Below are 16,324 nucleotides of genomic sequence, written 5' to 3'. Positions count from 1 at the left end.
ATTTGCGAGCAGTAAGACTCCCACCTCAAAATCCGGCAAGTGCGAGGGAGTTGGGTGGGAGATAACTGCCCGTAACTGCCCGATTGGTGAAGGCTAATAATCAGTGGGGGATGGCCAAAATCCACACTGATTAAAGTTTCACTTTATTACACATGCTGCTTTAATAGCGCGTATAACGCTTCAAAACTATGCACTTCATATGTTGGCACAATCTCGCTATTATTTGGTTTCTTTTCTGAATTAAACCAACAAGTATCAATTCCCGCTACATATCCACCTTTAATATCGGCACTTAACGAATCCCCAATAATGAGCCCTTCTTCAAAAGCGAAATTAGGAATCCTTTCAAAAACATAATCAAAATACTCTTTCATCGGCTTTTGGAATCCCGTATCTTCAGAAACAAAAATATCTTTAAACAATGAATGTAATCCTGCATTACGTAAACGTTTATCTTGCGTCTTATAAATACCGTTTGTCACTATATATAAATCATACTCACTTTGGATTTGATTTATAAATTCAAATGCACCTTGCATGAGTTGGTTTCCTTCTTCTAAGTAGATACGATAATTATTTTCGAATAATATCCCATCTACTTCTTCCCCGTACTCTTTAAACAAAATCGAAAATCGTGTATTTACGACTTCATCACGGTTTATTTCACCTTCTTCAAAAGCATCCCAAAGGCTTTTATTATTTTTTTTATACTGCGCTTCAACCTCGCTAGTTAAAGGAATCCCTTTCTCTTCAAAGAGCATACGTAACGCCACTTTCTCTGCCTTCTGAAAATCTAACAATGTATCATCTACATCAAATAGCAATGTTTTATATTTTTTCATAAACCCCTCACACTCTCTTTTCTACAAAAACAAATTTACATAAATCGTATCATTCTTCCTTGTAAAAATAATAGGAGATATCTCATACTAAACATGAGGTGAAAACATGAAAGTCAGTAAAAATAGCGAAGAAATCTCTCATTACATGCAAACTTATAACTTCCATACTCTTTTTTCTTTTGATGTCTTACCGTATGCTGAACTACATTCTTTTCAAAAGAAAGAAAGGATATGTAAGGAGGGAATCGACCTCCCTTATCTCTATTACTTAATTTCCGGGAAAGCCAAAATATATATGAGCCATAAAAATGGGAAAGTTTCTTTAATTAATTTTATTCAAGCACCTTCATTCATTGGGGAATTAGGATTAATTGGCGTAGAATCTGTTACGAAAGCGGTTGAGGTGATTGAAGATTGTATTTGCCTAGCGCTTCCTCTTAAAGATTGTCAGCATCTTTTATTGCAAGATGCTACCTTTCTACAGAAACTATGCAAATTTATCGGCGAAAAAACAATTACCCGAACAGAAAGTTACGCCAAAAACAATAGTTATCCGTTCGAAAATCAATTAGCGGCTTTTATTCTATTAACAGAACAAAATAACAGTTATACAGAAAAACATACTGAGGCTTCGGAATACTTAAATGTCAGCTACCGTCACCTTTTATATGTATTAAACCAGTTTTGCCAGCAAAACTACTTAAAAAAGGAAGGGCGAACATATTATATACAAGATCGAAATCAATTAGAAAAACTTGCTGACGAGCTAAAAATATAAAAAACAGCATTAACATAAAAGTTAATGCTGTTTTTTGAGTGGCGATTATAATTTAAATTAAAATTTACTTGCTACTTTAGCCGCTTCTTCAAGACCTGCTGCAATGATCTCTTCTGCTTTATCTGGGAATTGGTTATGTCCTTCAATAACTACCGTTTCCATATTTGTTGCGCCGAAGAAGCCCATCATGCTCGCTACATATTTTACAGCCATTTCCATATCAGCTGCTGGTCCTTCAGAATATACGCCACCGCGTGCATTTAATAACGCAATCTTCTTATCTCCAATAAGCCCAACTGGACCTTCTGGTGTATATTTAAACGTTTTACCAGCACGGTTTAAATAATCAATATACGTGTGTAATACGGCCGGAATCGTTAAGTTCCATAACGGGAAACCGAAAACTACTTTATCAGCTTCTAAGAATTGATTTAAATACTTATCAGCAACTGCTACCACTTTTGCTTCTTCTTCTGTTAAATCAAATCCTCTACCTGCTTTGAATGTACCATTAATCATATCTACGCCTACATATGGTAATTCTTCTTTATATAAATCAAGTTCTACCACTGTATCATTTAGATGCGCTTCTTTATAGTTTGCTAAAAATGCCTCGTATAATTTCACACTAACTGCTTGTTCCGCTGGGCGGTTGTTTGCTTTTACAAATAAAACTGTTGCCATTGTTTTTCCTCCTACTACTCACTCTTATGTTGTTATATATCACTTACGAAAAAGGGTACTCCCTTATAATTATTGTTGCTTACAAATACATTTTATCTTTATATCAAAACAATTACGTCCTCACATAGACGTATTTTTCCATAAAAAAAGTCCACCTTCTAAAGGCGAACTAGGTCTTACGACTTTTGTCTTATACGATTCCATTTTTCACTGCATATAATGCTGCTTGTGTGCGATCGGATAAATGTAACTTACTCAAAATACTACTCATATGAGCTTTTACCGTTTTTTCTGTAATAACTAAAACAGAAGCAATTTCTTTATTACTCATCCCTTTCGCCAATAACTGCAATACTTCATTTTCTCTCGCTGTTAATACATCCACTTGAACGGAAGGTTCTTCTTCTTTCTCTTCCTGTGGTAATGTTTGAGAAAGAAGGGCATTTGCTATATCTGGATGTAATTGAATATTACCTTTATACGCGCTTCGAATAGCTTCAACAAGCTGATCTGGTTCGATATCTTTTAAAATATAACCGCTCGCCCCAGCTTTTAGTGCCGGCAATACATGAGCTTGATCAGAGAAACTAGTCAATACAATTACTTTCACGTTTGGATATTCTTTTTTAATACAAGCTGTTGCCTCAATTCCATCCATCTCAGGCATATATAAATCCATTAATACGACATCTGGACTTGTTTCGCCTACTTTCACTAGCGCCTCTTTCCCATTATTTGCTTCACCAACTAATTCAAAATCTTCCTGTGTGCTTAGAAAAAATGCTAATCCTTTTAAAACAACTGTATGATCATCAACTAACAATACTTTTATTTTCACAAACTTCCCTCATTTTCACATCATAATGGTACATTTACTTTTATACTCGTTCGTTTCTTACTACTTACAATTTTAATTGTTCCACCAACTAATTCTACTCTTTCACGCATCGTAGTCATACCGAGTGATTTCTTCTCTTTTATATCCTTTTCTACAAACCCATTTCCTTGATCGACTATTTCTAATGATACATTTTTCTCCGTCACTTTGAAATAAATCGTCGCTTCTCTTACATTCGCATGCTTACTTACGTTATTTAAAGCTTCTTGTCCAATTCGCCATAGCGCTTCTTCTACTACACGCGGCAAATCACGTACACCTGTAACTTGTTCCCGAATTTTCAATCCTAAACTTTCACCATATTGCTTTAAAGCTGGTAATAACCCTTTCTCTAATCCAGCCGGACGGAGCTGCCAAATTAATGTCCTCATTTCTTTTAAGGCACCTTGTGCTAATTCACGCATCTCATACAAAGACTGATCTACCTTTTCATTTTGACCCTTTAAGACAGCTTCAGCGCCTTTCGTCATAAACGTTAATGAAAACAACTTTTGTGAAACAGAATCATGTAAATCTCTAGCTAAACGATTACGCTCTTCCATTCGTACAAGTTCGCGGCGTTTTTCATTTAATCTTAAGTTCTCTATCATTAATGAAATATGATTTGCTAACGCTTGTACTACATCTATCGTATTTATATCAAATTCTCCATTATTAGAACTTACACTTAATACTCCAAATATATGATCTTGAATATGTATCGGAATAGCGATAACTGCCCTATTGGGATGCTCTATATTACCAACCTGACGCTTCAACAAAACAGATTCTTCTTTTTCCAACGCTTCCTGTGCTGCTGCCCTCAAATCATCTTGTAGTTCACCTTTCTTATAAGAAGCTCTCACAGCTAGTTCATTTTCTTCTCTAATAAAGAATACAACTTGCTCCCATAGAAATAAGCTCCCTATTTGCATTACAATCTCTTCTGGTAATGCATTAAATTTATGAATTGTCCTTAAAGCTTGAATAAAGCGTTCTAACTTTACATAATAATGAGCTCTTCTCTTTTCATTTTCATACAGTTTTGTACGCTTTAATGCCGTTCCAATTTGAAAGGCAACTGATTGTAATAGTACTAATTCTTCTTCCGAAAAATGCGTTTTACCTGGGCTAGCTACATTTAACACGCCAAATTCATCTTCTCCCGCTTTTAGCGGTACTGTCGCATGATGTACAATCCCTTCTGTATCTCCCCAGTTGTATTCAATCGCATTATTAATTCTCTTACATTCAATAATATTAACTGCTCGCTCTAGTTTTCCTTCCACAAAACGGTGTAAGCACCAGCAATTCCCCTCACACATCGGTCGTTTATTTTCGAATTTCAATCCCTCTGGTAATTGGTAATCAATTAATTTTGTATATCTACCATTTTCATCCGCAAGGAAAATCCATCCTGTCGTTAAACCAGTTACATTCAACAGCTTTTCCAGCACAGCTTGAAGTACGTGATATGTATCATTTGAGGTATTTAACGTTTCTGCAATCTCTTTTAATATAACTAATTCATTTGTACGATTCTCTTGAAACATAATTCGTCTCCTACATACAAGATTTTAAATAGTACTTAACATAAATCATCTACTTTTCACTTTGTACTTATTCGTAACATTGATATAATGGTGAAAACATAGTTTTCATTATATCACTTGAGGGGGCTTTCATAATGACATTAAATAAGGCACTTACTATCGCTGGTTCTGACACAAGTGGCGGTGCTGGTATACAAGCAGATTTAAAAACATTCCAAGAACTTGGTGTATACGGAATGACATCTCTTACGACAATCGTAACAATGGATCCACATAACGGTTGGGCACATAACGTATTCCCAATCCCAGCTTCTACATTAAAACCACAATTAGAAACGACAATTGAAGGCGTTGGCGTAGATGCTTTAAAAACGGGTATGCTTGGATCAGTAGAAATTATCGAAATGGTTGCGGAAACAATTGAAAAGCACAATTTCGAAAATGTAGTAGTTGATCCTGTTATGGTATGTAAAGGAGCGGATGAAGCGTTACATCCTGAAACAAATGACTGCTTACGTGACGTTCTTGTTCCAAAGGCATTAGTCGTAACGCCAAACTTATTTGAAGCATATCAATTAAGTGGTGTGAAAATTAATTCTCTTGAGGACATGAAAGAAGCTGCAAAAAAAATCCATGCTTTAGGTGCTAAATACGTACTGATTAAAGGTGGTAGCAAACTAGGCACAGAAACTGCTATTGATGTGTTATATGACGGCGAAACATTCGATCTTCTAGAATCAGAAAAGATTGATACGACAAATACACACGGTGCAGGTTGTACATATTCTGCTGCAATTACAGCAGAACTTGCAAAAGGAAAAACGGTGAAAGAAGCAGTAAAAACTGCGAAAGAATTCATCACAGCTGCAATTCGTCATTCATTTAAGATTAACGAATATGTAGGACCAACACATCACGGTGCATACCGTAAATTCGTTGCACCGAAAGAACTTGTCTAACACAAAGCTTTTTATTAATAAATTTAAAAATAGATTAAAACCCACAGAACATTTATTGTTCTGTGGGTTTTAATTACTTTACAGAAATGTTTTAAAGTACTCCCCAAATTCCTATGATGCTGAACTAACCTTGTTTCTACCATTTCTTTTTGAATAATATAACGCATCATCCGCTGATTGAATAAATTGCTCAGGTGATTTTTTATATTCTGAAAGCCCAACAGAAACTGTAATTTTAATTTTTTCCCCATTTTGCAGTTGAAATGAATGCTTTTCAACTGCTAGTCGAATTTGTTCCCCTATACGAGTTCCAAATGCTACCCTTTTTTTCGGTAACAACAGAGCAAACTCTTCGCCACCCTTTCGAAAGACTAAATTTGGGAATGGTGCATTTTCTAACAAAATACGCCCTAGTTGTTTTAACACTTCATCTCCAGCAGGATGACCGTACGTATCATTTACATACTTAAAGTGATCAATATCTATAAGTAATAAACAAAGTGAATCATTTTTCATATGCTTGCTACCAATATGACGATTCATCTCGAAATCAAACTGTCTTACATTTCCTAGATTCGTTAATGCATCTATCGTTGCATAATGCTTCATCGTTTGAAATAATTCATTGGATTGCAATACGTAACTTGCACTTACAAATGTGATGTATGCCGCTACAATACAACAAATTAAATATAATACCACTACATATATATCCTTAAATAAAATATAAATTGGTAGTATTAAAATAGACAAACTGTACACATTAAACCATATCCATTTTGTAAATATAGAAATCTTCATCCGCCAAATGAGAGTAATGCCAATCCCTATTGCCACGATAGTATAGCAGGCCAATTCAGAGGCTAAAGAATATTCAGTAAAAAATACCCGTGTTATTAAAGTGATCATAACTGTTATACTACTAGCTATCGGGCCACCGATTATAATCGCCAAAACAACAGCTAAATAACGTAAATCCAACATAATATCTTCAATATGCACACCAAAATGCATCAATAATATACTTAATATTCCAGTTAAAATACCGACCAAACATTTCTGCCAAAAAGAGAATCCTTCTTTTAATGGCTTATCTCTTAAAAGCTGAGCACCTACAAAGATAAAGGACAGAATGATTGTCATATTTACAAATAGATCTCTAAACATAAAATAATCTCCCTACTTTTTCTTTTCCATCTATCCCTTTCTATATGTTATTGTATTACGAAATCCCTATAATTCCCAAACTTTTTTATTATATTGTTCCACGTGGAACAGCAAAATAAAAAAGGAGACGAAATTTCGTCTCCTCCATTAACAACATCGCGATATCTTTCCGCCTTTTGCATTAAATCTAGCTTCTTGTGCCTCAGCAAAAAATTGCTTTTGACATAAAATTTTCTCTTCTGGATGATGTAATTTCATGTGATTTACATACGTTTCATAACTTGGAACTCCGACAAGTAAACTAATAAATTGCTTTCTCTTTCCCCATACGTTCCGTAAATTTTTAAGCATAGTTCCTCGACTCACTTTCATCTTTTGGAATATATGGTGCCTCTTTTAACGGCATTGGCTTATTTCTTAATACTTGAATCCAAATTCGAAGTGCAGAAATTAATACAGCAATTACAACTATCATAAAAATTCCACAAAGTGCTGCATCAATATAGTCATTAAAAATAATTTGTTTCATTTGCGCAACATTTTTAGCTGGAGCTAATACCTTACCATCATCTAATGCTCCCTGAAATACTTTCGCATGTGATAGAAATCCTATTTTAGGATTTTCATGAAATAACTTTTGATAACCAGCTGTCATCGTTACAATAAGTAATCCTATAGTCGGAATAAGCGTTACCCAAACGTATGCCTTTTTCCCCATTTTGAATAAAATTGTCGTTCCAAGTAATAGTGCAATCCCCGCTAACATTTGATTTGCAATACCGAAAAGTGGCCATAGCGTATTAATTCCACCGAGAGGGTCAACCACCCCTTGATATAAGAAGTACCCCCAGCCTAATACGCATAACGTTGTAGCAACCACATTCGCTATTGTGGAATCTGTTTTCGCAAACGGCTTGTACACATGCCCTAAAATATCTTGAATCATAAATCGTCCTACGCGTGTTCCAGCATCAATCGTTGTTAAAATAAATAGTGCTTCAAAAAGAATCGCAAAATGGTACCAAAATGCCATCATCGCCGTTCCACCTATTACTTGTGAAAATATATGTGCCATACCAATTGCTAATGTTGGTGCGCCACCTGTACGTGATAAAATGGTCTGTTCTCCGACATTAACAGCAAGTTCTTTTAATTCATTCGGTGTAATAGCAAATCCCCACGAAGAAATAACTTGAGCCGCTTGTGATACATCTGTTCCGATCAGTGCTGCTGGACTATTAATTGCAAAATAAGTTCCTGGTGTTAATACACAAGCTGCAATCATAGCCATCGCTGCTACAAATGATTCCATTAACATTGCCCCATAACCAATTGGCTGTGCATGACCTTCTTGCTCAATCATTTTCGGCGTCGTACCTGATGAAACGAGAGCGTGGAATCCAGAGACAGCACCGCAAGCTATTGTAATAAATAAGAACGGAAATAAATTCCCGGAGAAGACAGGGCCTGTTCCATCAATAAACTTAGATACTGCCGGCATCTTCAAATCTGGAGCTACAATTAAAATACCAATTGCTAATCCAAGTATCGTTCCTATTTTTAAAAATGTACTTAAATAATCACGTGGTGCAAGGAGCATCCAAACTGGTAATGCCGATGCAATGAATCCATATACGATAAGCATAATAGCAATTGTTTCACCACTAAAAGTAAACATACTTGCAAGTGTTGGATTTTCTGCTACATACTGTCCACCAATAAGCGATAGAACTAGTAGAACAATACCGATTACTGACCCTTCCCCTACTCGTCCTGGTCTAATGTAACGCATGTAAACTCCCATTAAAATAGCAATTGGAATTGTTGCTGCGATTGTAAACATTCCCCATGGGCTTCCAACAAGTGCCTTCACAACTACTAAAGCTAATACTGCTAATAAAATTATCATAATACCTAAAATACCAATCATCGCAATTAATCCTGTAACAGGACCAATTTCATCTTTAATCATTTCTCCTAATGATTTACCATTACGTCTCATCGAAGCAAATAAAATTACAAAATCTTGTACAGCTCCGGCAATAACTACCCCAACGATAATCCAAATAGTTCCAGGTAAATACCCCATCTGCGCCGCCAAAATTGGTCCTACTAAAGGACCCGCCCCTGCAATCGCAGCGAAGTGATGTCCGAATAAAACCCATATATTTGTTGGAACATAATCCTTCCCATCATTTAACGTATGAGCAGGCGTTTGCCTATTACTATCTAGGCCAAAAACTTTCCTTGCTATAAATCTACTATAAAAGCGATAAGCAATCGCATACACTGATACAGCAGCAACTAATAGCCATACAGCATTAATTGTCTCACCTTGTGATAAAGCTATTACACCAAAAGCAGATGCTCCTACCGCTGCAATAACTCCCCAAAGTAAAATTGATTTCAATGTTTTCACGTACAATCCCCCCATTACTACTTCTTAGAGGAGATTGTACTAAATTTTCTGAATATTTAATTTGAATCCTCCTTATCATGAAGGATTTCTAGGCTATTATGTTAAAATTCTCTCATTACTTGTCATAGCTCAATTTTATTTCGAAGCCGTTTTACATAATTACGGCTTACTGGAATCGGTTGCTCATCATACCTGTCTAAATGCAAATTATACGTGCCATTATAATAAGGTTTAAGTTCTTGTACATATGACATATTAATTAAATAGCTTTTATGTACACGTAAAAAATCATATGCATTTAGTTTATTTTCTAATTCCTGGAGTGTGTATGTTGAAATATACTGATTATTCGTTGTATAAATTGAAACGGTTTTATTTTCCTTATTTTTACTAATATATACAATATCCTCCGGGAGAATATATCTAATCCCCTCATGGCCTTCTATCGGCAGTTTACGCAGATGACTCTTTGCTTTCTCACCTTGTTCTTTTCCCATTTTATATAAAATGAATTGTAAATCTTCTTCACGAAATGGTCGTAATAAATAATAAAACGCTTGGAAACGAAAAGCTGTAATTGCCTCTTCTATATCCTCACCAATAAAAATAAATTTCGTATAACAATTCACTTCTCGTAACAAACTCGAATATTCAAAACCAGTACCATCCATTAATTGCGAATTTAAAAAAACAAAATCAGGTGTATGTTTTTTCATTATTAGCAAAGATTCTGTTCCAGTTTTCGCTTCAAAACATTCTACATTTCGAATGTTTTCAGTAAAGTTCTCAACTAATTTTCTTCGCTCTTCTGTTTCTTCCATGATAAGTAAGATTTTCATTTATCCAGCCACCTAATTCCTTTGTCCATATGTCTTGTTGTATACATTCGCTTTAGTAAGAAACATTCCCTTTTTCTTACTATACCATTATTTATCTAAAAAAACAGAAAAAAGGAAACCACTTTGGTTCCCCTTTTCCTTTATCCCGATTGGTGCGGGCTAATAATCAGTGGTTGATGGACAAAACACCACTGATTAAGGTTTCTCTTTATACTAATTCCCTCTGTTTCGTTTCTTGACCAAGTATAACTACAGCAAGTGCCCCAATTAAAATTGATCCACAGAAAATCGTAAATATTAGCGATAGTGAAGCTTGTGAAGCAACTAAATACCCTACTAATAGTGGTCCAAGAATACCACCAATACGCCCAAATGCAGCTGCCATTCCTGCACCTGTACCGCGAATAGTTGTTGGATATTGTTCCGGTGTATAAGCGTATAATGCACCCCAAGCACCTAAATTAAAGAAGGATAGTAACATACCCGCCACTATTAATGCTGTTAATGAATCCGCAATTCCGAACACATAAGCACTACATGCTGTACCAATTAAATACGTAACCAATACAAATTTACGACCAAGACGTTCAATAAACCATGCAGCTGTGAAATATCCTGGAAGTTGAGCTAAAGTCATAATGAGTACGTACTGAAAACTTTTTATTAAACTAAAGCCTTTCAGTACCATTACACTAGGTAACCAAAGGAACATTCCATAATAGGAAAAGACCACACAAAACCATAGAATCCATAACATAATTGTTGCTTTACGATATTCTCCAGACCAAACCGATTTTATATTTTCAATAACAGATGGCCTTTTTGCAACCTTTTGGAATCTTGGAGAATCGGGTAAATTCCATCTTAAATATAAAGCATATAACGCTGGAACTGCACTTAATACCATAGCAACTTCCCAACCGTATTTAGGAATAACAAAATATGAGATAAGAGCTGCGATTAACCAACCACCAGCCCAAAAGCTTTCTAATAGTACAACTATTTTTCCACGTTCGTGCGCTTCAACACTTTCTGATACAAGAGTAGATGCAACTGGAAGTTCCCCGCCAAGTCCCATACCAATTAAAAAGCGTAAAACGAGGAACATCGCGAATGTCGTCGTTAAAGCAGTTAAACCACTACCGATAGAAAATAGTAATAATGTAATAATAAAGACTGATTTCCGTCCTATTTTATCTGATAGTATCCCAAAAAGGAGCGCTCCTACTGCCATACCAATTGAATTAACGCTACCTATCCAACCCATTTCTTGAGTACTTAATCCCCAATCTTTTTGGAGTGCTACGATTACAAATGAAAGCATTCCAACATCCATTGCATCAAATAGCCAGCCAAGCCCTGCTATACCAAGTAGCTTTCGCTTCGAAATTTCTTTTACCTTGCTCACAAGAAGTCCTCCTTACACAGCTGTCTTTACACATCATTTTACATGTGTGTATTGCATAAGTAAAATACTTTCTTATAAAAAATTCCCCTTCATCATTCCCAAAAAGTAAAATGTTTATCAAAAATAAATAAAAAAAAGTAGCGATGTTCCGCTACTTTTTTGAACGCATTACTTCTTTTAAAAATTCAGCTAATACTAACTGACGACGCCAACGTGTTGGATTACTACATAATCTGTAAAACCACTCTAAATGAATAGATTGAATCCATTTTGGCGCACGCTTTACCTCTCCAGCCCACACATCTAAACTACCGCCTACTCCAACAGCCATTTTCGTTTCTAAACGATGCTTATTGTTTTGGATAAAGTTTTCTTGTCTTGGAAAGCCAAGTGCGACAAGTAATAGATCTGGTTTTGCCTCTTGAATACGTGAAACAATATTCTCTTCTTCTTCTTGTTTAAAATATCCATCTTGTATCCCCACGATAGATGCAGCCGAATATGTCTTCGTTAAATGATCAGCCGCGGCTTGTACAACATGTGGTTTTGCACCTAATAAGAAAACAGATACTGGTTTATTCTCTTCTGATAACTTCGCAAATAAATTACACATTAAATCAAAACCTGCTACACGTTCTTTTACAGGTGTACCAAGCATACCACTTGCTTTTACAACCCCAATACCATCAGGTGTAATTAAATCGGTATTTAGTAATGTTTTATGGAACTCTTCATCCTTTTTTGCACACATAACAATTTCAGGATTTGCTGTTACTACCTGAAAAGTATGAGTTTGCTCCAATTCTAGTTGTTCCTTTAAATATTGGACCGTTTCATCCATTGTCATTGTTGAGAAAGGAACACCTAGAATATCAACCGTTTGTACTGCCATATTTAACTATCCTCTCTATCATTAAAGGTTTTTTGCTATTAATTGCTTATATGTTTCTTTCGTATCTTCATATAATTTTTGAAGTGAGAAGTTCATAGTAGCATGCTCATAAATATGCTTGCCCATTACTGATAACTCTCCAGTTTTCCACTTATCATACGCCTCTTCTAATGCCGATGCCAATGCTTTTCCATCACCAGTTGGTACAATCCACCCATAAGTTTCATCTGCAATTAACGGTTCGATTTCTCCAGCTCTAGTCACAATTGATGGTACACGTTGATTTGCCGCTTCTAATAAAACTAATGGAAATCCTTCACTATGGGAAGTTAACAAATTGACATGTGATGAAGCAAATAATTGTTTCACATCTTGACGATGCCCTAAAAATTCAACTTTATCATTAATCCCTTTTTCAGTAGCTAACGCCTTTAGTTCTCTTTCTAACGGCCCGTCACCAACTAATAACACTTTAATTTTCTCCAATTTTGTTTGTTGTAACGCATCGAATAAAACTTCATGTCCTTTAACAGGATGCAAACGCGCTACTTGGATTGCCGTAAACACATCTTCATCAATATTAAACATTTCCTTTTTATTATAGCCATCTGCTTTTTCCTGATCATATTCAATCCCGTTATAGATAACATGCATCTTTTCATTTGAAATACCTAATGCGGCTAAGCTTTTTTTCAACCTATTCGTTACAACAAAAAATAAATCTATATTTTTTAAAGCTTTCAAATTTAATTTAGTAAAAATCCAGCCTTTTAAGCCTTGTTTAGTAAAGTCTTGAAATGGATCACTATGAATTGTCGTAACCCATTTTGCCGCGAATTTCTTCTTCATTAGAGAAACAAAGAAATTCGCCCTAGGACCGTGTGTATGAACTACATCAAATTTTTCTTTATTAATGAATTCACTTATGTTCTTTAAAATGGATAAATCATAGCGAGATTTTTGTGAAAACACATGAACTTTTATTCCTAGCTCTCTTGCTTCTTTCGCAACAATTCCATCTTCAAATACTGCTAATTCTACTTCACCATTCGGAAATTGATCGAGCAGTGAAATAATATGTGTTTTTCCTCCACCATCTTCTGCTCCTGCATTCATATGCAATATCCTCATATTTTTTCCTCCTTTAAATCCTCGCTACATTTCCATCTATCTTTATTTTACTGTACTAAAAAATAAAAGCTAACAAAAGTTAGCTTTTATTTTTATCATTCAATTTCTAAATCTACGATTAGATAAGCTAACACCACTACAAAGTAAATCCCTACTCCTGGTGCTGTCAAAATATGTCCTGCAATATATGCAATACCTAATGCTAATACTAAGCTTGCTGTAATCATTCCATATTTCACATTAAATATTTCCTTAAATCTTGTAATAAATGCTAGTAGGATTCTTACGCCGTAATAAATAAATGGAATCATCATTAACGCAAAACCAATAATTCCGAAATCATAAAACCAATCATGGAAGTCCATTTCGATTAGCTTCGGATCTGGCTGCTTTTGTTCATTATATTTATAGTTACCTGCATAACCCATTCCTAATAACTTTTGTGACGTTGGCGCTTCTTTAAAGAACTGCTTATGTCTCTCTTCATATACTTGACGTCCACTGAAAATAAGATTCTCTTGATTTTCTTTCTTTTGCTCTTTCTCAAGCTCTTTCTTAACTTCAGCTTCTACCTTCGCCTTTTCTTCTGGTTTCTCAACTTTATGTTGTTTTTCTTCTTTTTCTTTAATTTCTTGTTCTTTTTTCAGTTTATCTTTAATTTCTTGTTCTTTTTGACCGTGCTGTGCTACATTTTGTTCTGCTAAATAGTTATTATGAATGCCCATATTTTGTGCTAATGGCGTCATTTTAAATGTTCCAACTACACCAGCTAATAGGACAATCGCAATTAATGCATTAAGTGCAAGAGATTTTTTGTTCGGATTTCTTCTATCAAATAATAATTGTAGTACAATAATCCCAATTGCTGCCGCTAATGTAGCACCAATTGAGCCCATTCCTACTTTCGTACCAACTTGAATTAAAGAGTAAATCATTAGAAGCGATGGAATCCAATATAAAACGTGCTTCACGCTCTTTGTTTTTTGAATAGAATATAATACCACAATAGGGAAAATAATAGCTAAGATTGACCCTAGTTCATTACCTGCATAGAACCATCCTCGGGAACCAACCTTCATCCACTCATAACTTCCAAAGTCTGTAGAAGTTGTAATAGAAATAACCATAATAGCATTAATAATTAATGTTGAATACACAATGTTATTTCTAACTTTATCGCTAATATTTACTGTCTTCTTCAGTGATTTTAAAGCTAAAATGTATGAAACAAGCATAATATATATATATAATGCTTTTCCAATGAATTTAACTTCTTCTGCGATTACAATAGGACTCTTGATTAACTTATTATTAATAAATCCTATTCCTAATATAGCTCCTAGTAATACAAGATAAATCAAAAACTTCCTATTTTCTCTTTCTTTTGCCTGAATTAAAATATAAATACCACCCATTGCCATAATGAGGAATCTTACCATAATTCCAACTGTCGCATTTACTTTTAATAACTCAATGCTAAGAGACGTTAATAAATCTAAAACAGGCTGTAAAATAATAAAAATGAGCAAAAAATGCTCAAATCTAACCCTAGCTTGATTTGCTAACATTCCAAGACCTCCATACAAAATCTTCACATTATCTTTTAATCATAGTTTTCTACTGTTTAAACATACCTAGCAATTATAACATAACTCATATTTAAATTGAGAACTATTTTTCATGCCGAAACTAGTCAAATCCAGCATTATTAGTAACCGAAAACATTGTCTTTTAGCTATCCTTCCCTATCCCTATAAAAACTATCTAACACATATACACTTATTTTCGACCGTACAGAAATATTTTTTTATCATTTTATACAAATGTACAAAACGGACTTCTCCTATTGTACCATCCCTCTAACTAAGCTACATCAAAAAAACTATGCAATGAATCTTCCCACACTTTTTCACTTTACTTTATCGCTACTTATCAAGCATTTTCAAACGCTTTCTTTAGCTATTTCATCCATTTTTCTACATGTAGCGAAAAGTAATTGTTATTTCCAAAACTTTAGTGTATATTTTTTCTCTGGAACATCTTTAAGAGGAAGGAATTAAAGCCATGTTATTAATCGATATATTTACGTTTCTTGGCATTATCGCCGCTGCCATTTCTGGTACATTAGTTGGTTTGAAAAAAGATCTAGATTTATTTGGTGTCCTTTGTTTAGCTGTAGCTACTGCGCTCGGCGGCGGTATTATTCGTGATATTATGATTGGTAACCTGCCTCCTGTCGCATTTGTAAAACCCATTTACTTTTTCGTAAGTGTACTATCAGCATTATTCACATGTATGTTTTTTGAGCGCATTAATAAACTTCAAGTCGTTATTATGCTTTCTGATGCTGTTGGTTTAGGTGTATTTACAGCTATTGGTGCAAATGCAGCAATGTCACATCACGTTGACGCCTCGTTTTTAGTCGTTTCAATGGGAGTTATTACAGGTATTGGGGGCGGTATTTTACGCGACATTTGCGCTCAAGATATCCCGTATGTATTCCGAAAAGAAATATATGCAATTGCTTCTATTTTAGGAGCAGTTAGTTTCCTAATTACACATGCAATGGGGGCACACGTCTTAGCTTTCTATGTTTGTTTATTAATAACATTCGTTATTCGTGTAGTCACCGTAATATATAATGTACATTTCCCAGTTTTCTTTAAAACACATGCAAAAATTAATAAAGGCCATTAAGAGAATTCTGCATAGAATTCTCTTAATTTATATACAATTCCATATACTATAGAGTAATTGTATATAAAAATATATAAT

15 protein-coding genes are annotated in these 16,324 nt (G+C 34.8%); 3 read left to right on the top strand and 12 right to left on the bottom strand.

Features of this window, described 5'->3' with window-relative positions; genetic code table 11:
- Nucleotides 1–146: 146 nt before the first annotated feature.
- The gene (locus tag ABH957_RS09575; RefSeq protein WP_404511057.1) at nucleotides 147–842 is read right to left on the bottom strand and encodes a YjjG family noncanonical pyrimidine nucleotidase; all 696 of its coding nucleotides are present in this window, start codon (nucleotides 840–842) and stop codon (nucleotides 147–149) included.
- 106 nt (nucleotides 843–948) lie between these two features.
- Here ABH957_RS09575 and ABH957_RS09570 point away from each other — a divergent pair, with 106 nt between their 5' ends.
- Nucleotides 949–1,620, top strand: a complete 672-nt coding sequence (locus ABH957_RS09570; protein WP_404442465.1) for a transcriptional regulator YeiL — start codon at nucleotides 949–951, stop codon at nucleotides 1,618–1,620.
- A gap of 57 nt (nucleotides 1,621–1,677) precedes the next feature.
- Here ABH957_RS09570 and ABH957_RS09565 read toward each other — a convergent pair whose 3' ends face one another.
- The 3 genes from ABH957_RS09565 to ABH957_RS09555 form a co-directional block, all read right to left on the bottom strand.
- On the bottom strand, nucleotides 1,678–2,304 hold the full coding sequence (locus ABH957_RS09565; RefSeq protein WP_404511055.1) for an FMN-dependent NADH-azoreductase: 627 nt from the start codon (nucleotides 2,302–2,304) through the stop codon (nucleotides 1,678–1,680).
- Nucleotides 2,305–2,494: 190 nt separating this feature from the next.
- Nucleotides 2,495–3,142, bottom strand: coding sequence for a response regulator (locus ABH957_RS09560; RefSeq protein ID WP_002016393.1), 648 nt, complete (start codon nucleotides 3,140–3,142; stop codon nucleotides 2,495–2,497).
- A 20-nt stretch (nucleotides 3,143–3,162) separates the two neighbouring features.
- Nucleotides 3,163–4,734 (bottom strand): GAF domain-containing sensor histidine kinase, encoded by a 1,572-nt coding sequence (locus ABH957_RS09555; protein WP_113936147.1) that lies wholly within the window; start codon nucleotides 4,732–4,734, stop codon nucleotides 3,163–3,165.
- Nucleotides 4,735–4,868: 134 nt separating this feature from the next.
- On the opposite strand from ABH957_RS09555, the gene pdxK reads away from it, so the two are divergent.
- The gene (pdxK, locus tag ABH957_RS09550) at nucleotides 4,869–5,693 is read left to right on the top strand and encodes a pyridoxine/pyridoxal/pyridoxamine kinase (RefSeq protein ID WP_002016397.1); all 825 of its coding nucleotides are present in this window, start codon (nucleotides 4,869–4,871) and stop codon (nucleotides 5,691–5,693) included.
- A gap of 111 nt (nucleotides 5,694–5,804) precedes the next feature.
- Here pdxK and ABH957_RS09545 read toward each other — a convergent pair whose 3' ends face one another.
- From ABH957_RS09545 to ABH957_RS09510, 8 genes are all read right to left on the bottom strand, one after another.
- The gene (locus tag ABH957_RS09545; protein WP_404511053.1) at nucleotides 5,805–6,860 is read right to left on the bottom strand and encodes a diguanylate cyclase; all 1,056 of its coding nucleotides are present in this window, start codon (nucleotides 6,858–6,860) and stop codon (nucleotides 5,805–5,807) included.
- A 147-nt stretch (nucleotides 6,861–7,007) separates the two neighbouring features.
- A complete protein-coding gene (locus tag ABH957_RS09540; protein WP_002184484.1) occupies nucleotides 7,008–7,211 on the bottom strand; it encodes a YbdD/YjiX family protein in 204 nt (67 codons plus the stop codon).
- A complete protein-coding gene (gene cstA / locus ABH957_RS09535; RefSeq protein WP_404511051.1) occupies nucleotides 7,204–9,279 on the bottom strand; it encodes a carbon starvation protein CstA in 2,076 nt (691 codons plus the stop codon). Before cstA ends, ABH957_RS09540 begins: the two co-directional genes overlap by 8 nt.
- 122 nt (nucleotides 9,280–9,401) lie before the next feature.
- Complete coding sequence (locus ABH957_RS09530) at nucleotides 9,402–10,118, bottom strand: LytR/AlgR family response regulator transcription factor (protein ID WP_002089871.1); 717 nt, start codon at nucleotides 10,116–10,118, stop codon at nucleotides 9,402–9,404.
- 208 nt (nucleotides 10,119–10,326) lie between these two features.
- Nucleotides 10,327–11,526 (bottom strand): MFS transporter, encoded by a 1,200-nt coding sequence (locus ABH957_RS09525; protein ID WP_002016404.1) that lies wholly within the window; start codon nucleotides 11,524–11,526, stop codon nucleotides 10,327–10,329.
- 151 nt (nucleotides 11,527–11,677) lie between these two features.
- Nucleotides 11,678–12,418: a WecB/TagA/CpsF family glycosyltransferase gene (locus ABH957_RS09520; RefSeq protein ID WP_002016406.1), complete on the bottom strand. Its 741-nt coding sequence runs from the start codon at nucleotides 12,416–12,418 to the stop codon at nucleotides 11,678–11,680.
- 21 nt (nucleotides 12,419–12,439) lie between these two features.
- The gene (locus ABH957_RS09515; RefSeq protein ID WP_088033868.1) at nucleotides 12,440–13,549 is read right to left on the bottom strand and encodes a glycosyltransferase family 4 protein; all 1,110 of its coding nucleotides are present in this window, start codon (nucleotides 13,547–13,549) and stop codon (nucleotides 12,440–12,442) included.
- A gap of 95 nt (nucleotides 13,550–13,644) precedes the next feature.
- Entirely contained in the window at nucleotides 13,645–15,117 is a 1,473-nt protein-coding gene (locus tag ABH957_RS09510; RefSeq protein WP_404442484.1) for an O-antigen ligase family protein, read from the bottom strand.
- Between the two features lie 496 nt (nucleotides 15,118–15,613).
- Here ABH957_RS09510 and ABH957_RS09505 point away from each other — a divergent pair, with 496 nt between their 5' ends.
- Nucleotides 15,614–16,246 carry a trimeric intracellular cation channel family protein gene (locus ABH957_RS09505; RefSeq protein WP_000924380.1) on the top strand — a complete coding sequence of 211 codons (633 nt, stop codon included), beginning with the start codon at nucleotides 15,614–15,616 and terminating at the stop codon, nucleotides 16,244–16,246.
- Nucleotides 16,247–16,324: the final 78 nt, after the last annotated feature.

Origin of the sequence: Bacillus sp. RC242 (assembly GCF_044908245.1) — a bacterium.
Lineage (GTDB): Bacteria > Bacillota > Bacilli > Bacillales > Bacillaceae_G > Bacillus_A > Bacillus_A mycoides.
This window is presented reverse-complemented; position numbering and strand designations above follow the sequence as displayed.